Source organism: Phycisphaerae bacterium (genome assembly GCA_017999985.1).
GTDB lineage: Bacteria > Planctomycetota > Phycisphaerae > UBA1845 > Fen-1342 > JAGNKU01.
Genome location: JAGNKU010000021.1, coordinates 16,825 through 37,229 on the forward strand (window position 1 = coordinate 16,825; position 20,405 = coordinate 37,229).

A 20,405-nucleotide genomic window follows, 5' to 3' on the forward strand; every position below is an offset into this window, starting at 1 on the left:
TCCACGGCCGCCCGACCGTGGGCATTCTACGGCGGCGTGCCCGGTGCGTCTGCCGCGGCCGGCTCACCGGCGAGCAGGTCGCTGAGATGCACAGGTGCGGGCGGCACGTCCACCACCTGGCGGGCGAGCAGAAACACCAGGGCGGCGCGCGTCACCGGACGCGCAAAGATCGCGCTGGCCGCCTGGGTATACGCCTGCATCTGCACGCGATAGCCCACGAGCCGGGCCTCCAGGTCCGTCGCGTCGCGGACGTGGTCGGTCTTGTAATCGACGATCATCAGCCCGTCGGGGAGTTCCAGCAGGCAGTCGATGATGCCGCGCACAATCGTCCGCGCGCCGCTGTCGCCCACGGGTAGGGCAAAGACGAACGGGACTTCGCGGCGGAGCCGCTTGGCGTGGCGGGTCAGCAACGCGCCGATCTCGGTCGTGGCGAGCCAGGCAAGGTCATCGACCGGCACCCGTGCGGCTTGCGCGGCGCTGAGACGGCCTCCGCCGCAGAGCGCCGCGACCTGTGCACGTACCGCCGCGGCCGAACCGAGATTCCCCAGGTCGGCGAGTTCCAGGAAACGGTGGCACGCCGTTCCGAGCTCGCGACCATCGGCCGTCTCGGTGGCGGCAAACGCCGGGCGTGGCAGTGGCGCGGCGGCGTGCCCGACGATGAACGGCTGGTCGGCGGCGTGTTCGCGCAGGGCGGCTTCTTTCAGGGCGCTGACGGACATCATCGCGGGCACGTCGGCCAGCACGCTGCCCACGTCGGCGCCGAGCAGGGCGCGGCCCCGCGCCAGCCAAGACTCGTCCTCGGCCGTCAGGGTCGCGTCGGCATTGGCCGGCGCACCCTGCGCCCGGGTTTCGATCACGATGTCGTTGGCTGCGTGGGTCGCGACGCGGATCAGCGGCGGCTGGGCTGGGGCGCGGGCCGCCGCCATGAGAATCCACTCGAGCCGGTTGGCGGCGCTGAGTCGGGCGATGAGCGGGGGCGGTCCGGCGTGCTCGGCCGCCTGGGCCTGCTGCGCGGCCCATGCGTCGGCCTTGCCGTGGCCGACCAGGTAGAGGCGCTCGCGGGCGCGCGTGGCGGCGACGTAGAGCAGGCGGAGCTCCTCTTCGAGCTCGCGCTGCGCGATGCGGCGTTGCAGGACGAAGTGCGCAGCGCTTTGCAGCGTGGCGCGGGCCGGGTAATCGCTGAAGCGCAGGCCGAGTCCGAGTTCCTCGTCGGCGTGCAGCATTTCTCGCTGGCGCGCCACGTTGAACCTGATGCCGGTTCCGAGGAGGAACACCACCGGGAATTCGAGGCCCTTCGCGCCGTGGATGGTCATGATCCGCACGGCGTCTTCGGGCCCGGCGGCCAATGCACCGGGATCGAGCTCCTCGCTGCGCAGCCGCTCGAGGTACGTGAGGAAGCCGTCGAGGTCGCCGGTGCCCTGGCTGGCGAATGCGGCGGCGAGGTTCTGCAGTGATTGGAGCAGGGTGACGCGCTGCGCGCCGCCGTTGAGCGCACCCGCCAGCAGAAGCAGGCCGCTGTCCTGGTAGATGCGCCGAAGCAGCGCCGGCAGCTCCAGCTCGCGTGCCGCCCGCGCCCATCCGTCGAGTTGGGCCAGCGCCGCGTCGAGGCGGGCCGCCAGCGCCACGCTGGGGCGCGCGCGACCATAGTGCTCCACGGCAGTGTAGAAATCGACGCGCGGCTCCGGACCAGCGCCGCGGATGGCGAGCAGGTCGGCCGCGCTCAGACCCCCCAGCGGGCTGCGCAGATACGCGGCGAGGGCCACGTCCTGCCGGCGGTTGACCAGCAGCTTGAGCACGTTGCAGACGTCGCGGACCTCGACCGCGTCGAGCAGCGTCTCGCGCCCCGCCGTGACGCACGCGAGGCCGTTGCGGCGCAGGACACTCGCCGCCTGCCCGGCGGCATGCACCGCCGACCGCAGCAGAATCACGATGTCGTTCAGTTGCAGCGGGCGTAGGCGCACGGTCCCGTCCGGGCTCCGCGCCGGCACCTGTGCGCCGGAGGCCAGCAGGTCGCGGATTTGCACGGCGGCGAGCTGGGCTTCGCGTTCGATGATTTCCGGTTCCGGCTCCTCTGTCTGGGCCGCGTCCTCGTCGTCGCCGGCGTCCGCGCTTTCCGTATCCGCGGTGATGACGTGGACTTCGACCCGTGGCGGCCCGCCGAGCGTCGGGTTGGTGATCTCGGAGCCGGCGCGGCCGGCCTGCAGTCGCTCCTGCGGGCCGTACGCCGTACCGCCGAGCGCCGGGTCGAACAGCGCGGCGAAGATCTGGTTCAGGGCCGCGAGCAGGTCGGCGTGGCTGCGGAAGTTGTCGGCGAGGTACTCGACGCGGCCCTCGGCGGCGCCGGCCTCCAGGGCCCCGACCAGCGCCGTGAACAGGCGCGGCTCGGCTTCGCGAAAGCCGTAGATGCTCTGCTTCACGTCACCGACCATGAAGCGGTTGGTGCGGCCGGGCTCCGCGCGCGTCACCAGCCGCAGGATTTCCACCTGCACCGGGCTGGTGTCCTGGTACTCGTCGACGAGGATGTGTTCGTAGCGGCGTTGCAGGCGGCGAGCGATGTCGGTAGGCGTGCGTTCGTGGCCAGTGGCCGGGCTGCCGAGGAGATCCAGGGCCATGCGCAGCACGTCCCCGAATTCGTACTTGGCCGCCGCACGTTTCGCCGCGGTCAACAGCTCCTGGTAGCGCGCCTCGAGGCGCAGCAGCGTCTGGGTCAGTGTCGCGGTCTGCTGTGCACACGTGAGGATGGAATTGATGACGTCCGGTTTCCAGCGGTCTTTCAGGCGCTTCTTGAACCAGCGCTCACGCACCTCGGCGACGCCGGCCGGTTCGGGCGGGGCGTCCTTTCGCTTGCGCCCACCGCCAACTTTGAGGTCCTTGATCAACTCGACGACGGTGGTCAGCGTGCCCGGGTCGTTTAACGACTGTTGCCACGCGGCCAGCGCGGCGCGATAGGGCGCCAGCGCCGCGCCCACGGCGTCAGGTAACTCGGCCAGTTGTGCGTGCTGAAACGCGCACTCGGCGGCCAGCTCGTGTGCCAGCACCTGCGCGGCGTCGTTGGCAGTCGCCGCCTGTCGTGTGAACCACGCCTCCGGGTTCACGAGATGCTCGCGATAGCGGCTGAGCGCCGCGACCAGCTCGCGGAGGAACTTGTCGTCGGGTGACGTCGCGCGCGCGATCCAGGTGCGTGCCTCGGTCGCGAGCGGGTCGGCCGCGCTGTGGATCCAGTCGAACAGCTCGTCCAGTACAGCGGCGCGAAAGACCTGCGCATCCTGGCCGCCGAGCACGGTGAACGCGACGTCGACGCCAGCCTGGGCGAAATGCTCGCGCACCAGGCGCCCGCACCAGGCATCGATGGTCCCGATCTCCGCGGCCTGCACGAGCAATTGCTGGCGGCGCAGATGGCGCTGCAAGGGCCCCGCCGACGTGTGCGCCACGGTCCGCCGCAACATGTCCGCGATCCGCACGCGCAGCTCCGCGGCGGCCGCCCGCGTGAACGTCACGACCAGCAGCCGGTCGATGTCGCACGGCCGCTGCGGATCGGCGATCAGCCCCACGCAGCGCTGTGCCAGCACCTCGGTCTTGCCTGCGCCGGCGGACGCGGACACCAGCAGATTCGATCCGCGATGCTCGACGGCCCGGCGCTGGCTGGCCGTGAGGTTCATTCCAGCTCCTCCGCGGTGGCGGGCTCCGCCGGCAACGTCGGCAACGCCGTCTCGGCGGCGCGCGGCGTGTTGTAGAGCCGATCGAACCGGCAGACGTCGGCGAAGTCGCACGCACGGCAGGCGAGCGTGCGTTTTTCGACCAGCGGCGCGATGTCGATGCCGCCGCGCCCCACGCCCTCGGCGGCGTACAGCACGGTCCGAGCGGCCAGGTCGAGGTAGGCGGCCAGGCGATCGGCGGAGACAGTGTCGCTGTGGGCGTGGAAGCCGCCATCCTTGCGCAGTTGCAGCGCCGCCACGGGCGACGGCGTTGTGCCGAGTTGGCGATCGAGCAACGGTGCCACCGCTTCGTCGAGCACGCCGCGCGGGCGGAAGAGGTACATCAACTGGTCAGCTCTTGGGGCGGCGGAGGCGTACTTGTTCTCCAGCGCCTTGAGCGTCGGGTAGAGCGGTGCGAGCATGACGCCGGCCAGTCGCAGGTGTGGGTCGGCGCGATGTGCCTCCCGCACCGCCAGCAAGTAGATGAGCAGTTGGAGGCGCTGGCCGGTGAGGAACGTGCCGCGCAGCGGGTCGACCCTGGCGCTCTTGTAGTCGTAGACGAGCAACCAGGCATCCTTCCCCGTGTGGCAGGCATCCACGCGATCGATCTTTCCATGCAGGTGAACGCGCTGGCCGTCCGGCAGCGCCAGCTCGAGGGCCCGCAGCGTCTGCGGCGCAGCCTGCGGCGCGAAGCCCCACTCGCAGCGGAGCGGTTCGAACTGGCCGCGTTGCCAGCGGGCGGCGTGGGCGGCGACCACGTCGCGGAGGAACCCGGCCAGCACGTCACGCATGAAGACGAGATCGGGCCGGCGTGCGGCCTGGTCGGCGGGTGACTTGCGCTGTTGTTCGTCCAGCGCTTCGGTGAGCAGTTGTTGCCAGCGTTCATCCGACACGTTGCGGACGCCGCCGGGCTCGTCGCGGCCGCGCTGAGTCACGCGTGCGAGAATCTCATGGGCGATGTCGCCGAGGTCCCAACGCAAGGGGCGCGGGCCGCGCGCTGCGTCGAGACGCAGACCGTGCCGCGCGAAGTGCTTGAACGGACACGCCAGGTAGGTCTCGACCTCCGAGGGCGAGCCGTCCCAGATGACGTTCTCGGCCGCGTTCTTCGGTCGGCGGAAATTGCCCAGCGGCGCCGGGCGGTTGTCGTAGTCCCGGCCGCGCAGCAGCCAGGCGAGCGGGCCGGCGAGCGCAGGCAGCGCCTGCACGTGTTCACACAGCCGTTCATAGCGCAGTGCGGCACGCTGTCGGCTGGCGTCGCGGTGGACGGCGAGGTATTCGCGCGCCAGCTCGCCGACACAGACCGGTGGTTCATGCTGCGCGGTCGGTGTCGCTGCCAGGCCCGGCAAAGCCTGTCGCACGTCCGCCAGCAGCGGCGACGGCATCAGTTCGGAGCCGTCATCCGCCGCTGTGGCGTAGCTGATGGTCAGGCTCTGCGACGGTCGCGTGAGCGCGATGTACGCGAGCAGCCGTTCGCCGAGCGCGTCGTCGCGATGTGAGGCCGGGGCGGGCAGGTGCGCGGCCTGGAGCGCGATGCGTTCCGCGGCGCTGAGCAGCAGATCGTCGGGCGGGCGGGGCGGGAAGATGCCCTCGTTGAACGCCACCACCCACGCATGCTGGATGTCCGGGTGGCGGCTGCGCTCGATGGAGCTGACGAGCACCTGGTCTATGGTCGGCGGCGCGAGGCCCAGCGTCAACTCGCTGAGCGTCGTGCCGAGGATCGCAGTCACGTCGGCGGCCGAGAGGGGCGTGTCGCCCAGCACGGCGTGCAGGTCGTCGAGCACGCCGCAGAGCGCGCTCCAGGCGAGCCGGTGCGTCTCGAGGCTTTCCCAGTGCTGTCCGGCACGGGCCTCCTGGATCCACTGCTCGATGCGTTGCGGCACACCCAGTGCGACGAGCGCCTGGTAGAGTGCTGGTGCCCACGCCGCGCCGGTTGCGTCCTTGGCCTGACCCAGCGTCACCAGCGGCTCGAGGGCCGCGACGATGCGGGCGCGCTGCGGGGCGCACGCGGCGACGGTCTGGCCGACGCGCTCCAACTCCCATTCCGGCCGGCGCCAGGCCGTCAGTCCGCTGATGGAGGTGTTCACGATGAGGTTTTCGAGCTGCTCCGCCTCGTCGCGGGACAGCGGCAGCAGGCGCGTCCGCAGCAGGCGCGTCAGGGCCTCCACCGAGAAGTCCGTCGTGACGGCGTCCAACAGCGCGGGCAGCAGCCGGCTGAGTGGGTGGGCGCGCATCGCGCGCCGGCAGTCGAGGAAATACGGGATTTCGTATTCGGCGAAGACCTCGGCGACGGTTTCCGCCAGCGGCGTCAGGTCGCGCGCGATGACCGCGAAATCGCGATAGTGCAGCGCGCCGCCGGCATCGGCGATCATGGTTCGAATCCAGCGTGCCGCATCGCGCAGCTCGGCGCGCTGCGTCGGGCACTCGATCAGGCGGACGCCGCCGGGCGCGACTTGCGCTCTGTGCTCCTTCTCGGGTGTAGCGAGGCCGTGCTCGAGGGCCGCGAGCGCCGGGTTGGCGCGGAAGCGCGGCGCCGGCGTGGGCGGCAGCGTGACCGGCGGTTGCACGGCGATGCCGGCCTCCGCCAACAGCGCGTGCAGGCGCTGATACGTCGCCTCGGTGCGCTGGAAGAGGCCGAGCGGATCGGGTGGCTGGCGCGGGTTTTGCACCGCGGGGGCTGCCGGATCGAGCAGCAGCGCGATGTGCATATCCCGTGCGCGGCCAGCGAGCTCGACCAGCGTCTGCAATTCCTGGCCGGTGAAACCCGCGAAACCATCGACCCAGATTGATGCGCTGGGAAGCCAGTCGAGTTCCGCGAGTCGCGCTCGCAGCAGCGCGAGGCGGCTTGCGGGGTCGAACCGCTCCGGCCCGAGCCACGCCAGGTAATCGCGGTACAGCCGCGCGATTTCCTGGATCTTGCGCGCGGCGGCGGCGTCTGCGAGCTGCGCCGCCGCGTCGTGCAGCGCGGTCGGCGTGACGTCCTCCCGCAGCAACTCCTCGATCAGCCGGTCGAGCTGCGTGACGAAGCCCTGCGTTTGCGCCGCCCGGCGGAGCACCTGCAACTGCGGGCCGGCCTGGGCCACCACGCGGCGCAGCGCGAGGCGGCGGGCATCGCCGCTCAGGATGGTGGGCTCCGCGCCGGTCTGGCCGAGGACGCGCCGGGCGAGCCGCGAGAAGCTGAGCACCTCGGCGCGACAATAGCCACCGGCCGGCGTCTGTGTCGCCAGCGTCCGTTCCATCTGGAAGCTGGCCTGTTCGGGCACGAGCAGGATGAGGCGGCGCGTCTCGGCGGGCGCGGCGAGCGCGCGCAGCAGTGCCTGAATGCAATGGTGCGTCTTGCCGGAGCCGGCGCGGCCCAGGATGAACGTGACGGCCATGCTGGCCTCGGGATCAGTCTTTCTCGTACTTCTCGAGGCGATCCTTGTAGTCGTCGCGCTCGCGCTTGTACTTGGCGGCTTTCTGTGATTGCCGCTCGTTCTCCTGTTCGAGGTACTGGATGTTCTGGTAGGCCTTGTGCAGCTCGGCGCGGGCCTCTTCGAGCGTCTGCGGGTTCGGGACGCGGCTGCTGTCGACGGGCGCGGGCCGGTCGCTGCCGACCCGGACGTCGATTCGTTCCGGCGCCGTGACGCAGCCAGCCAGGCCCAGCAGGGCCCCCGCCGCCGGCACGATCCACCAACGTGTGCGCATGGTGCATACCTCCGTGAGTCCGAGTTGCGGACCGTGCGTATGATCCACACCGGGCGGGCTGTGGTCAAAGCGCAGGGTGGGTCGGCCGCGCGGAAACTTGCGTGTCGCCGGCGGGAGGAATTACAACGTGGCCGTGGAGAAGCGCGTCATCACGATTCTCGGCTGCACCGCGACGGGGAAGGGGGCGCTCGCGCGGGCGGTCGCGCAGCGACTCGGGGCCGAAATCGTCAGCATTGACTCGATGAAGGTCTATCGCGGGATGGACATTGGCACGGCCAAGCCATCGACCGAATGGCGCGCGGCGCTCCCGCATCATTTGATCGACGTCGCCGACCCGTGGGAGCCGTTCAGTGCGGCGCGGTTTGTCGAGCTGGCCGATGTGGCAGTCGCGGAGATTCACGGTCGCGGGCGGCCGGTCGTGGCGGTGGGTGGGACGGTGCTGTACTTCAAGTGCTGGTACGAGGGGATGTTCGCGGGGCCGAGCGCGGACCCGGAGCTGCGGGCGCGGATTCGCGCGCGGGCGGAGCGCGAGGGGCTAGATGCTCTGCACGCGGAGCTGACGCGTATTGATCCTGAGGCCGCGGCGAAGATTCATCGTAACGATCTGCGCCGCATCGAGCGGGCGCTGGAGGTGCATCAACTGACCGGCCGGCCGATCAGTCAATTGCAGCAGCAATGGGACGCCGCGACGCCGCGCCGGGCGGAATGGCGCTGGGCGCTCTTCGGCGTCAAGCGCGGCCGGGAGGAGACGAATCACCGGATCAACCTGCGTGTGCGGCGGATGGTGGAGGCCGGGCTGGTGGATGAGGCGCGGCGGATTTGGAGCGATCCGCGGGGCGTCGGGCCGCAGGCGCTGCAGGCGGTGGGCTACGCGGAGCTGTTCGCGCATTTCGCCGGTCGCGGCGCGCTCGACGAGGCCATCGAGCAGATCAAGATTCACTCGCGCCGACTGGCCAAGCAGCAGCGCACGTGGCTGAAGCGGATGACGGGTGTGCAGTGGCTCGCAGCCGATGGGGTGGACGACACGGCGGAGCTGGCGGACGAGCTTATGCAGCGCTTGGAATGAGCGCCTCCGACCGCGTCACAGGCCGGCGAACAATGCCTCGACGAACGCCTCAGGGTCGAAGGGCTCGATCGCGTCGATCGTCTCGCCCAGCCCGACGAATTTGACCGGGATGTCGAGCTGGTCGCGGATGCCGACGACGATCCCGCCCTTGGCTGAGCCGTCCAGCTTTGCCAGGAACAGGCCGCTGACCTGCACCGACTGCGAGAAGATCTTCGCCTGGTTAATCGCGTTCTGGCCGATGGTCGCGTCGAGCACGAGCAGCACTTCGTGCGGCGCCTCGGGGATGCGCTTCTGCACCACGCGCTGAATCTTGCTCAGCTCGCGCATCAGGTGCTCCTGGGTGTGCAGGCGCCCCGCCGTGTCGACGAGGAGCACGTCCACGTGGCGGGCGATCGCCGCTTCGCAGGCGTCGAAGGCGACCGCGGCGGGGTCGCTGTTGGGGTTGTGCTTCACGATGTCCACGCCGACGCGCTGGGCCCAGATCACGAGCTGGTCGATGGCGGCCGCGCGGAACGTATCGCAGGCCCCCAGCAGCACGGACTTGCCCTGTTGGCGCAGGTAGTACGCGAGCTTGGCGACGCTGGTCGTCTTGCCCGAGCCGTTGATGCCGACGACGAAAATGACCGTCGGCGGCGCGGCGGCGAAATGCACAGCGCGCTCGCCGGCGCTCCAGGTGTCGGCGATTCGCTTTTTCATGAAGGGCAGGATCTCCTGCGCCTCGCCAATCTGGCCGGCTTTCCACGCCCCGCGGACCTCGTTCACGAGGCTGACCACGGCCCGCGGACCCATGTCGCCCGCCAGCATCGCGTCCGTGAGCTGATCGAGCAGGTCATCGTCGATCTTGCGCCCGCTGGGCAGCAGCCCGCGCAGACCGGTGACCAGCTTGTCACGCGTCTTCGTCAAACCCCGTTTCAATGCGTCGAACAAACCCATGATAAATCTCTTATGCCGGCTATTTCGGCGGGCTGGGCTCGACCGGCTCGGATGCGGCCGCGAGCCCGCGCCGCACGTGGTCCAGCACGCCGTTCACGAAGGCGGGCGACTCGGCGCCGCCGAACCGCCGGGCCAGCTCGATGGCCTCGTTGATCACGATTGCCGGTGGCGTCTTCGGGCATTCGAGCAGCTCGTAGAGCCCCAGGCGCAGGATGTTCCGGTCGACGGGCTGCATGCGCTCGATTGACCAGTCGGGCACGTACTGCCTGAGGTACTGATCGCAGGTTTCCCGGGCGTGCCAGGTGCCGGTGGCGCGGACGCGGGCCAGCTCCAGCAGCTTAGGGCGCGGGCCGCGTTTCCAGCCCAGGTCGGCGTAGTTCAGCCGATCGCGCAGGAACGCGTCAAGCGATTCCGCGAAACAGTCCCCCAGCGCATCAAAGAGACACAGCGCCTGCAGCGCCAGGATGCGAGCCTGCGACCGTTCATCGAGGGGCATGTTGGCAACCGGACCCGGGACGACGCTCCGTTCTACTTCTTTTCGATCAGGACCAGCAGGTTGGCCATCTCGATTGCGGCCCGCGCCGCGTCCGCTCCCTTGTTTCCCGTCTTCGCCCCGGCCCGGTCGATAGCCTGTTCCAGCGCGTCCGCCGTCACGACGCCAAACGTCACCGGCACGCCCGTGGCCAGCGACACCTGCGCAATCCCCTTCGCGACTTCCGCCGCCACGTATTCGAAGTGCGGCGTCTGCCCGCGGATGACGCAACCGAGGCAGATGACGGCCGCATAGGATCCCGTGGCGGCCAGTTTCTGCGCGGCCAGCGGGATTTCCCACGAGCCGGGCACCCAAACCTGCGTGATCTGCTCCGGGTTCGCCCCGTGCCGCGTCAGCTCATCGATCGCGCCCTCGAGCAGCCGCGAGGTGATGAATTCGTTGAAGCGCGCCACGACCAGCCCAAAGCGAAACGGGGCGGCGTCCAGCTTGGCGGAAATCACTTCGGTCATTGGAGTACCCTACTCTCCTGATTCGGATTCAAAAGGGGCAGTGTACCGCTGCCGCCGGACGCAGGCAAATGGCGACCCTCTTCCCGGTCGGGCCGGCGGCCGCTACGCTTGGCTTCGATGCAGATCCGCATGTGCAACGGCGCCAGTCCGTCTGATGTCGAGCGTCGCGCCCGGCGCCTCAGGTGCTGGAGCGCCTTGGGACTGTCGGCCCTCAGCCTCGTGATGATCCTCGGATTGCCTTTGGGTTGGATGTGGTTCTGTGGGTGGGCCGACCGCGCTGCGCTGGCGCAGTTGCAGTCGCACGATCCGGCGGTTCGCCGCCAGGGGGCGCAGCTTGCCGCCCGCGCCGAGGCGCCGGCGGCCTGGCGCTGCATGGCCGCGTTGCTGTCCGCCGGCGGCGCTGAATCGGGGTCGGCGCCGTCCGAGCCCGACCCGGGTGTGCGTGAAGCGTACGTGTATGCGCTGGGGCGGAGCGGTGTGGCCGGGTATTTCCCGGTGATTGCCGGCGTGATCCGCACCGACGCCCATCCGTATGTGCGGCAGACGGCCTGGCTGGCTGCGGCGCGGCTGGATCCGGAGCGCTTTCGCGCGCTGGCGGCAGCGCTGCCTCCGGGGGATGAGCCCGCGGACCGCATCGGCCGCGGCGCGGCCTGGGTGGAATTGGGGGACCCGCGCGGGGCGCCGGACCTGCTGCGGTGGGCGGTGGAAGGCGATGCGCAGCAGCGCAAGACGGCTTCGCTGGCTCTGTCGCGCGGAGTGGCTCCGCTGCTGGAGGCGGTAGGGCGCTGGCCCCGGTCGCAGCGCGTTGCCGAAGAGGAGCCGTGGAGTTTGGAACTGGTGGCGGAGGTCGCGCGCCGGTGTGCCGGGCTCGATCTGGCGGCGCTGGCGGATGACACCCGGCCGCACGTGCGGCGGGCCGCGCTGGTGCGGCGGAACGTCAGCCGGTTGAACGCCGCCCGGGCCCGGCTGACGCGGCTGCTGTGGACGCAGTGAGGGCGGCGTGGCGCGCCGGCATGGCTAAGGGTGGACGAGGCGCCTACAATCCAGGCTCCGCCCGATGGACCAGCGCGGTCGCGGACGGGGCCTCGCACCCGTGGCGTACGCAGGCCGGCGGGTGGCGAGCGGATGAAATTACATGCGTGGGGCGCCGGCGCGGTGCCCCGTCCATCCAGAAGGAAGGTGGTTGAAATGGCGCTTTCGAAGGCAATGAACGCGAAGCTCAATGAGCAGATCACGAACGAGTTCTACGCGTCGCAGTTGTACTTGGCGATCGCGTGTATGTTCGACGATTTGAGCCTGAAGATGCTGGCCAAGCTGTATCGCAAGCAGACCGAGGAAGAGCGCGAGCACGCGCTGAAGATCCTCGATTACATCCTGTCCGTGGGCGGCAAGGTCAAGTTGCAGGCGATTGCGGAGCCGACGGCGAAGTTCGCCAACGTGCAGGCGGCAATCGGGGCGGCGCTGGAGCACGAGCTGAAGGTGACCGACCAGATTCACGCGCTGGTGGCGCTGGCCGAAAAGGACAAGGACTACGCGACGCAGAGCTTCCTGCGCTGGTTCGTGGACGAGCAGGTCGAGGAAGTCGAGTCCCAGCGCTACCTGCTCGATGTCGCCAAGATGGCCGGCGACCGGCTCCTGCAGCTCGAAGCCGCCGTGTCGCACCTGCTCAAGTAACCGCGCGGCACGCAGCGCGTCCGGCCGCGGCCGCACCGGTCGCCGCCGGACGCCCGCGGGCCTACAATGCCTGGTATGCCCACCGTGCAGCGGGCCGGACACGGGCAACACGAGACGCTATTCGCGGGAGCGAGGCACGCCATGCGACGCGCGAAGATCACGATCATCGGGGCCGGCAACGTCGGGGCGACGTGTGCGCACTGGGCCGCGTCCAAGGAATTGGGCGACATCGTGCTGGTTGACATTGTCGAGGGGCTGCCGCAGGGCAAAGCGCTCGACCTGTACGAAGCCGCGCCCGTCGAGGGCTACGACGTGGCCATCACCGGGACGAATGACTATGAAGCGACCGCGGGCAGCGACGTGGTCATCATCACCTCCGGCATCCCGCGCAAGCCGGGCATGACGCGCGACCAGTTGCTCGAGACCAACGTCAAGATCGTCGCGGAAGTGACGGCCAAGGCCGTCGCCCGGAGCCCCGACGCCATCCTGCTCGTTGTCTCGAACCCGCTCGACGCCATGGTCTACACGGCGCACACGGTCTCCGGCTTTCCGACGCAGCGCGTGGTGGGGCAGGCCGGCGTGCTGGACACGGCGCGCTACCGGGCCTTCATCGCTGCGGAGATCGGCTGCAGCGTCGAGGACGTCCAGGCGATGCTGCTCGGCGGCCACGGCGACGACATGGTGCCGCTGCCGCGCTACACCACGGTCAACGGCATTCCCGTCACGCAGCTCATCGCTCCGGGCAAGCTCGAGGAAATCGTCACGCGCACTCGCAACGGCGGGGCCGAGATCGTCAACCTGCTCAAGACCGGCAGCGCCTACTACGCGCCCGCCGCCGCTACGCTCGCCATGACCGAGTCCATCCTGCGCGACAAGCGCCGGGTGCTGCCGTGCGCGGCATACTGCGACGCGGAGTACGGCGTGGGCGGGTATTTCGTCGGCGTGCCGTGCGTCCTGGGTCGGAACGGTGTCGAGCGGGTGATCGAGATCAAGCTCGAACCGCGCGAGCGTGAGATGCTGGATGCCAGCGTGGCGCACGTGAAGGAGCTGTGCGCCGCGACGACCAGGTTCCTGCCGAAGTAGCGGCCTGTCCTGAATTCATCAGAGGTGGAGTATGCCCCAGCGTGCGTTGCAGTGTGTGATGGCGTGGCTTGTCATCGGTCTGAGTGTCGAGGGGGTGCGGGCCCAGCAGGCGGCCGGCCAGAAGTCCGCGACGACCCGACCCGCCGTGCTGTGCCCAGTCACCGGCCAAGCCGTGGATCGCGCGCAGGTCAGCCGGTTTCGCGGCAAGTGGGTGTACTTTGCGACCGAGGCGGCGCGCCAGAAATTCGAGCATGACCCCTACGAGTTTGCCGACCGCGTACAGGCGCAGTGGGAGGCGGACCCGCCGCTGCGCGTGCAGGTCAAGTGCCCGGTGACCGGTGAGCCGCCGGCCGCGGACATCTACGTGGGCGCGGGCGACAGCGCAGTGTTCTTTGCCACCGAGGACGCCAAGCAGAAATGGCTCACGGACAGCAAGCCCTTTGCGCGACGGCTCGAGGCGGAATGCTACACGTTCCAGACGACCTGCGGTGCCTGTCGCGGAGAAATCAACCTCGCGGCAAAGCGCGATTTCGGCGGCCGCACGGTCTACTTCTGCTGCCCGGGCTGCGCGGGCGAGTTTGCGAAGGACGAGGCCGCCGGCCTGAAGCGCGTCGAGGAGCAGATGCACGCCAACAAGTCCGCGTATGTCCTGCGGCAGATCGAGCAGGCCCTCGCACGCCCGGCCGGGACGCAGCCCACCAGTCAGCCGGCCCCGGCGCCCAAACCCTGACGCTGGCCGGCGTCAGTCGGATTCGCAGATCAGCCCGTCCCAGGCCAGTTCCACTCCGGGCGGCAACTCGGTGCTGGCGGCCGCGTGGCCGAGTTCGTGCGCGATGTGCGTGAAGTACGTTCGCCGCGCACCGATCCGCCGGGCCTCGGCGAGCGCCTGCTCCAGGTTGAAGTGCGTCGGGTGCGGCCGGCGACGCAGCGCGTCGAGCACGAGCACGTCGAGGCTCGCGAGCTGCGGACGGATTTCGTCCGGGATGCCGCTGCAGTCCGGGCAGTAGGCGATGTTGCCGATGCGATAGCCGAGGACCTCGGTGGGGCCATGCGGGTAGGGCAGCGGCGTTACGCGCCGGCCGAAGAGGTCGAATGGCCCGGTGACCACGCGTGCCTCCAGGCGCGGCTTGGCGCTGGGGTAATCCGGATCATCCCGAAAGGCGTAGTCGAACATGCGGCGCAGCGTGTCCAGTGTCGCCGCGCTGGCGTACGCGGGCAGCACGGTGCGTGCCAGGTGGTTGAAGCGGCGCACGTCGTCGAGGCCGACGACGTGGTCGGCGTGCGCGTGCGTGAACAGCAGGGCATCCACGCGCGTGACCCCTGCGGCCAGACACTGCAGCCGCAGCTCCGGGGCGGTGTCGATGAGCACGTGGCGGCCGTCGAAGCTGACCAGCGCGCTGGTGCGCGTCCGCCGGTCGCGCGGATCGGGGGACGTGCAGACCGGGCAGTCGCAGGCAATCATCGGGATGCCATGCGACGTGCCGGAGCCGAGGATGGTCAGCCGCAGCGACACGCCGCGCCTACAGGCCTTCGCGGAAGGTGTCCCACTCCGCCTTCAGCTTCGTGTAGAGGGGGTCGCTGCGGTCTACATCGGCGATCCGCTCTTTCACCTGGCCATCGGCCGGATCGAGATAGACGAGCACCAGAGACTTGGCCTCGCGATAGCTGAACTCGCCCGCCTTGCCTGCCGCGCGGCGCAGAAGCACGGGCTCGTCGACGCGCAAGTCGAGCACGAGCGCGTCGGTCGAGAAGTCGACGCGTTCCTTCTTGGGCTTGTCGTCCTTGTCGAGTTCGCCGGTTTTCACCTCGAGGGCGTTGCCGATCACGTCGCCGACGCGGACCTTGAAGTCTTCCTTCAGCCAGTTGCCCTTGTACCAGGTGAACACGTCCACGCTGGCGGCGGGTTCGCCGAAGACCGGGCTGCGGACGAAGAAGTGGCGCTTGGGCGCGACCGTGAGCGGGGCGGTCGGCAGCGACCATTCGCTCGCCAACAGCGTCTGGTCGGCCTGCGACGGGTCCTTCAGCGAGGCCCGGCGGCCGACGTAGCGGTTCCAGAGCTTCACGCGCAGGCGGTAGCGATAGGTCTTGCCCGGCTCGACGGAATCGTCGTGGAACCAGACGGCGGGCTCGCCCTCCTTCTCGGGGTTCGTGACCAGGGTGATCTCCTGCGTGGTCCCGGTGGCCGCAGTCGGCGTGCGCCCGGTCTCCCGGCGCTGCTGGGCGGCACGGGCCTTGGCCACGTCGCGGAGAATGCGCTCGGCCTGGGTCCGGTCACTGCGCGACGCGTCACCGTTGCTGGCGATGCCGCGCGCAAGCTGCTCGGCACGGTCCCACTGCTTCTCCCGTACGGCCTTCTTCGCTTCGCGCAGATCCTCCTTGATGCCCCGGCCGGCGTCCTGCTGGGGCGTGGGCGTCGTGGGCAGCGGCGTGAATGGGTTGACCTGCCCGCCGCCACGCGGCCCACGCACCCCACGTCCCCCGCCGCGCGGTCCGGTCGGCGGTGCGACCACGGGGGGCGGCGGGGCTGTGCGCGGTCGCTCGTCGCCGCCCGTCCGCGCCGGCGCCGGTGTCTCTGGCCCTGGAATGTCGACGACAACCTCTTCCTCCTCCACCGGTTCGTGTCCGGGCAGCGGTGGGATCTCCCACTCGTCGCCGGCTTCCACGGGATAGAACGGGGCCTGCATGATGAGCGACTGGGCCCGCTTCACGAGTTCAAGCTTCTCGTCGAGCTCGGCCTGGTTGATCAGGTCGCCGCTCTTGTCATCGTAGATGGGGGCCGGGATGTCGAGCTGCAGCATCGCCTTGCCGGGCGCGACGTCCTTCCAATCCGAGTACTCCCCGCTTGCCGTCATTTCCTGGCGCTGCACGTCGATGCCGGCCACATAGGGTTTCGCGCGGTACGCCGCGTAGCCGGCCTTGGTCATCTCGGCTTGCTGGGCCTGCAATGGGAAGTAGGCCGCTACGGTGACCCACGAGAACCCGACGGTGGCCTCCTCGTCCTCGGTGGGCATCGGGTCGGCGCCTTGCGCGGTGCGGGCCTGCGGCAGTCTGGCGGGGCGGCGCTGCGCCAGGCTGATCCCGGTCCGCGCCACGGCCGCCGTGGGCCTCAGCGGCGTCACCAGCGCCACGTTGTCGACTTCCACGCCTTCCTCGAGCGTGGGCAGGGGCGTGCCGAACTGTGCGAACACGGGCACGGTTTTGGGTACTTCGGAGCCGGACGTGGCGTCATCGGTCCACAGGCCCTTCTCGAAGCTCTGCTCGAGCACGCGGGCGTATTGCGGGACGGGCTCGGTCTTGGGCTGTATGCTCCCGACGGCCCGTTTCAGATCTTCGGCCTTGCGCTGAATGGCCTCGTCCAGCTCGCGCGGCCCCAGCGCCTGCCCGTCAAACTCGACCTTGTTGGGCTCGAGCCCGAGGTAGTACACGCCGAGGAACAGCGTGAAGAGCACCGCCAAGCCGAGTATGCCCTTCTCCAAATGCAGTTCGACGAAACTCAACGAACCTTTCTTGGCCATGTCTGGTCCTCCAGAGCTCCGCGCGCCGCAGGGGCGGCCGGCTCGCGGGCTACGGGTTCGCGCCGGCGGCCGGGGCGGCGCCCAGCACCTGCAGCACCTCGGCCGGCATCATGCTCTTGTAGATCTTGCGGGCCATGTAACTTTCGAAATCCAGGGCCGCGCGGACCAGCGGGGCCTGGCCGTACAGATATCCCGCGGGGTCCACGCTGTCGACGACGGTGTATTCGGCGCCCACCAACTGGTAGAAATTCGTACGGGCGATCGCATCGATCAGTCTCAACAGCTCGCGCTGGTCGACGATTACGGTCAAGGTGACCCGCACCACGTCGAACTGCTCGTCGCACACCCGGTTCGTGAACGACGTGAGCGTCGCCACCTGTGCGCCGGCGGCGCCCGGACGCGCGGTGCCCGCCGTGAACGGCACCACCACGCCGCCGTTCAGGATGTATCCGTGTACCATGATCTGCTCGATGCGCTTTACCGGCATCTGGGCGACGCTGGCCTCGCTCGGGCCCAGTTGCTGGGCCGCGGCGTCGTTCACTTTCGCGATGGCGTCGACCAGGTCCTGCTGGATCCACAGGCTCACTTGGGCGTACCACATTTCGGCTGGCGTCGGCGCCGCGTCCGCGTCCGCGATCGGGCTCACGTGGAACGAGGTCTGCGGGTCGGCGTAGATGCGAATGTTGCGGGCCTTCTTGATCGCGGCCCGCCGGCGCACCTCCTCGCCGGCCACGCCCGTGGGCATCGCGGCCGGCTGCAGCGCGGCGCCGGCCTCGGTTGGCACCTGCCCCCCGGTCGGGCCGCCGCGCGGCCCGCGCACCCCGCGGCCGGTGCGCCCACTCGGCACGGGCGCCAGCGGCTGGGGCGTCAGCGGCTGCACCGGGGGCCGCGCCCACGGTTCCGCCGTTGGGGCGGGCGTCTCGCCCTCCAGCTCGCTCTTGCGTTTTTGCATGTCGGCCATGATCTCGGCCTCGTCGGCGAGATCCTGGTCGGTGGGCAGCGTGCCGGCCTTCAGGGACCGCGGCAGGTCCCAGATCGCGCGCGCGTAGGTCTGCTTGAAGCGATATTGGGTTTCCAGTTGCGCGGGCTTGGGGAACGCGCCTTCGATCAGCGGCTCGCGCTTGTTGATCCGCTCGGCGGTTTCCACGACCGTCTTGTATTCCTGCTCGAACTTGTGGCCGCGCTCCTTTTCCGCGTTGATCGTCTCTTCGTTCTGGGGGGCGCTCCGCAGCGTGCTGATCTCGCTCGCCGCCTGTTTGCGCTGCTCCATTTCTTTGATGACAGCGTCGCTCGTCATCCCCAGGACGGTCACGGCGATCGCGGCCAGCGCGACGACGCCACTCGCGAGCAACATCCAATGGGTCTTGATGAATTGCATGTCCAGTCTCCTGCTCGAACAGCGCGGTCCGCAGACGGCCCGCGCTCAACGACCATCTTCACGCGGCGCCGGCGCCACAGCTCCCCCGCGCGGGGGCCGCGGCGCGCCCGGTTGGCCGCCGGGAGCCGGCGTGCCGGCGGGGGACTCCGTGGGTTTCGTGCCGTCGGGCGGCGCGGCCGGCTTTGTGCCCAACTTGGCCATGAATGCAAACGACACTTTCCAGTCGCCGGACGTGTCCTCGCCCGTCACCGGGTCCAGCAACTGCGCGGTGCCTCCACCGGCGGACGGGGTGGCGCCCGGCGGCGTGTACGCCGTGGGCACGCTGGGGTTGTACCGCACCGGGATGGGGTCGCTGATGTACTTCTTGCCTTTTTCATCAGGGTCAGGGATGTAGAACCCGAGGCCGGGCGTCTGGCTCTTTTCGCGGAGGTTCTCAAAATAAGCCTCGGTCAGCCACTTGATGGCCTCCGCCTGCGTGCGGCCGTACAGCAGCCGACCTTCAATCCGCACGATGAAGCCTGCGCCTTCCGGAGCGCTGGGCGCCTCACCGCCCTCGCCCCCGGCGGGGGCCTGGAACTGCGGCATGGCGGGCGTGGGTGGCCGCACACCGCGCCCGCGGGCGGACCGCCCACCGATCGGTGGCGGCGTCGTGGGCGCCGCGGCGGGCGTCATCGGCGTAGCGGCCGCGGCGCGGGCCCCACCCCCGGACGCGGCGGTCGCGTCAAGCTGCGCAGGATCGAGCGCGGGCGAATACTCAATTCGCAGGGACTCGATGATGAACTGGCCGCGCGTGCGCCGGTCGAACCGGGTCGGATCGGAGGCAATCAGCTTCTTCAGTTCCTCGGCGGCAGTCACCTGCATGAGTTCCGGGGGATTGAGCGGCGGCAGCGCGACGCTCGGCAGAACCAGCAATTGCGGCAGCAGCGTTTTGTACTCCTGCAGCTTGAGCAGGTTGTCGATGTCCTTCTTGCGCTGGCTCGTGTCGGTCTGGGCCGTGTTGAACCCGTCGCGGAAGGTTTTGGCCTCTCGGACGATCTTGTCCGTTGTGGCGCGGGCCTGGCGCGCGGCTTCACTGTTGAGCGTCTGCTGATCGAGCGCGTTGGCGACGTAGGGGATGCCGGCGGCGATCAGCAGCGCCGCCGCGGTCGCCACGAAATAAGGGCGTTTCTTCTGCCAGACGGCGATGCGCGCCAGCTCGGTCGGCAGCAGCGACGCGCGGATCTTCGCCAGCCCGAGACCCTGGAGCGCCAGCCCGTACGCGGCCGCGAAGCTGAGGATGTTGTCGGTGAACTGCGGCGCGGTGATCGTCGCGGTCGGCAGGAGCTGGGTGAACTTTTCCAGCTTGGCGACGCCGCCCGAGATCGTCAGGTTGTTCTCCAGGTACTTCTGCAGGCCGGGCAGGCGGAAGGCGTTGCCCAGCGCCAGCACCTTCCGCAGCTCCACGTCGCGGTGCGACGAGCTGTAGAAGCCGATCGAGCGCTGGATCTCCGCCACCAGGTCGGCGAACACCGGCCGCATGGCCTGGAAGATCTGCCGGGCATACTTGCTCGTCGCGGCCGAGCGCTTGAGGTTTTCCGCCTTGGCGAACGAGAGTTTGAACGCCCGGACGAGTGCCTCGGTGAAACTGTTGCCGCCCAGCGGGATGTTGCGCGTCCAGGCGGCGTTCGATTCGACGATGATCAGGTCGGTGTTCTGGGCGCCCACGTCGATCATGACGGTGGCGCCGCCCTCGCCCGCCGCCTGCCCGTCGAACTGGCAGAAGTTGTAGAGCGCGGCCGGCACGGTCTGGACGCCGGCCGGCGCGATGTTCACCGCCGCGAAATAGCCCAGGTGCTTGCGGATCAGGTCCTTGCGGATGGCGAAGATGCCGACCTCGACATCCGGGGAGCCTTCGCTCGTGAAGACCTGGTAGTCCCAGACGACGTCATCGATGTCGAACGGGATTTGCTGGCTGGCTTCATAGCGCACCAGGTCGTGGATCTTCTTCGCGTCCTTTTTGAGGTCGATCGGCGGCATCTTGCAGAACCGGGCGAAGGTCTGCTGGCCCGGCACGCCGACGACGAAGCGGTCGCCTTGCCAATCATTCCGTGAGGCGAACTTCTCCAGCGCGGAGCTGATCAGCTCGTCCCGGTCCGCGTCGGGCTGCGAGAGGATTTTGGGGTGCTCGATGACATCGAAGGCGACGCACTCAACCTTGCCGCCCTCCGCCGGCCGGAGCTTGATGGCCTTGAGGGCACACTGTCCGACGTCGATGCCCCAGACTGCGTTTCCGGTAGCCATGACACGTACTCCTTGGGCGTCAGCCGGCCGGGCACCCGCGCATGCGGGGTGCGCACGTCTGCCGCCAAGACATACATCTTCCAGCGCCGCCGGTG

General features: G+C 69.4%; 15 protein-coding genes. 5 read left to right on the forward strand and 10 right to left on the reverse strand.

What is annotated here, in order from left to right:
* Positions 1 to 26: 26 nt before the first annotated feature.
* Genes KA383_19265 through KA383_19275 form a run of 3 tightly spaced genes read right to left on the reverse strand, consistent with a single transcriptional unit; the run spans position 27 to position 7,379 of the window.
* A complete protein-coding gene (locus KA383_19265) occupies positions 27 to 3,659 on the reverse strand; it encodes a UvrD-helicase domain-containing protein (protein MBP7748260.1) in 3,633 nt (1,210 codons plus the stop codon).
* On the reverse strand, positions 3,656 to 7,069 hold the full coding sequence (locus KA383_19270; protein MBP7748261.1) for an exodeoxyribonuclease V subunit gamma: 3,414 nt from the start codon (positions 7,067 to 7,069) through the stop codon (positions 3,656 to 3,658). The genes KA383_19265 and KA383_19270 overlap by 4 nt, the downstream gene beginning before the upstream one ends.
* A gap of 13 nt (positions 7,070 to 7,082) precedes the next feature.
* Complete coding sequence (locus KA383_19275; GenBank protein MBP7748262.1) at positions 7,083 to 7,379, reverse strand: hypothetical protein; 297 nt, start codon at positions 7,377 to 7,379, stop codon at positions 7,083 to 7,085.
* A gap of 127 nt (positions 7,380 to 7,506) precedes the next feature.
* On the opposite strand from KA383_19275, the gene miaA reads away from it, so the two are divergent.
* Positions 7,507 to 8,445, forward strand: a complete 939-nt coding sequence (miaA, locus tag KA383_19280; protein MBP7748263.1) for a tRNA (adenosine(37)-N6)-dimethylallyltransferase MiaA — start codon at positions 7,507 to 7,509, stop codon at positions 8,443 to 8,445.
* A 15-nt stretch (positions 8,446 to 8,460) separates the two neighbouring features.
* Here the strand turns inward: miaA and ftsY are convergent, their stop codons facing one another.
* The 3 genes from ftsY to KA383_19295 are packed head-to-tail and all read right to left on the reverse strand — an operon-like array spanning position 8,461 to position 10,380.
* A complete protein-coding gene (gene ftsY / locus KA383_19285) occupies positions 8,461 to 9,378 on the reverse strand; it encodes a signal recognition particle-docking protein FtsY (protein ID MBP7748264.1) in 918 nt (305 codons plus the stop codon).
* A gap of 19 nt (positions 9,379 to 9,397) precedes the next feature.
* Positions 9,398 to 9,874 carry a transcription antitermination factor NusB gene (gene nusB, locus KA383_19290; GenBank protein MBP7748265.1) on the reverse strand — a complete coding sequence of 159 codons (477 nt, stop codon included), beginning with the start codon at positions 9,872 to 9,874 and terminating at the stop codon, positions 9,398 to 9,400.
* A 32-nt stretch (positions 9,875 to 9,906) separates the two neighbouring features.
* Positions 9,907 to 10,380: a 6,7-dimethyl-8-ribityllumazine synthase gene (locus KA383_19295; protein MBP7748266.1), complete on the reverse strand. Its 474-nt coding sequence runs from the start codon at positions 10,378 to 10,380 to the stop codon at positions 9,907 to 9,909.
* 195 nt (positions 10,381 to 10,575) lie between these two features.
* On the opposite strand from KA383_19295, the gene KA383_19300 reads away from it, so the two are divergent.
* The 4 genes from KA383_19300 to KA383_19315 all read left to right on the forward strand — a co-directional run bounded on the left by KA383_19300 (position 10,576) and on the right by KA383_19315 (position 13,867).
* Positions 10,576 to 11,373, forward strand: coding sequence for a hypothetical protein (locus KA383_19300; GenBank protein ID MBP7748267.1), 798 nt, complete (start codon positions 10,576 to 10,578; stop codon positions 11,371 to 11,373).
* Between the two features lie 195 nt (positions 11,374 to 11,568).
* A complete protein-coding gene (locus KA383_19305) occupies positions 11,569 to 12,054 on the forward strand; it encodes a ferritin (protein MBP7748268.1) in 486 nt (161 codons plus the stop codon).
* Positions 12,055 to 12,195: 141 nt separating this feature from the next.
* On the forward strand, positions 12,196 to 13,137 hold the full coding sequence (gene mdh, locus KA383_19310) for a malate dehydrogenase (GenBank protein MBP7748269.1): 942 nt from the start codon (positions 12,196 to 12,198) through the stop codon (positions 13,135 to 13,137).
* A gap of 58 nt (positions 13,138 to 13,195) precedes the next feature.
* Positions 13,196 to 13,867 carry a hypothetical protein gene (locus KA383_19315; GenBank protein ID MBP7748270.1) on the forward strand — a complete coding sequence of 224 codons (672 nt, stop codon included), beginning with the start codon at positions 13,196 to 13,198 and terminating at the stop codon, positions 13,865 to 13,867.
* A gap of 12 nt (positions 13,868 to 13,879) precedes the next feature.
* On the opposite strand, the gene KA383_19320 is transcribed toward KA383_19315, so the two are convergent.
* The 4 genes from KA383_19320 to pilM are packed head-to-tail and all read right to left on the reverse strand — an operon-like array spanning position 13,880 to position 20,310.
* A complete protein-coding gene (locus KA383_19320; GenBank protein MBP7748271.1) occupies positions 13,880 to 14,599 on the reverse strand; it encodes an MBL fold metallo-hydrolase in 720 nt (239 codons plus the stop codon).
* 58 nt (positions 14,600 to 14,657) lie between these two features.
* On the reverse strand, positions 14,658 to 16,652 hold the full coding sequence (locus KA383_19325) for a hypothetical protein (protein ID MBP7748272.1): 1,995 nt from the start codon (positions 16,650 to 16,652) through the stop codon (positions 14,658 to 14,660).
* Between the two features lie 49 nt (positions 16,653 to 16,701).
* Positions 16,702 to 18,030, reverse strand: a complete 1,329-nt coding sequence (locus tag KA383_19330; GenBank protein ID MBP7748273.1) for a hypothetical protein — start codon at positions 18,028 to 18,030, stop codon at positions 16,702 to 16,704.
* 45 nt (positions 18,031 to 18,075) lie between these two features.
* On the reverse strand, positions 18,076 to 20,310 hold the full coding sequence (gene pilM, locus KA383_19335) for a pilus assembly protein PilM (GenBank protein MBP7748274.1): 2,235 nt from the start codon (positions 20,308 to 20,310) through the stop codon (positions 18,076 to 18,078).
* Positions 20,311 to 20,405: the final 95 nt, after the last annotated feature.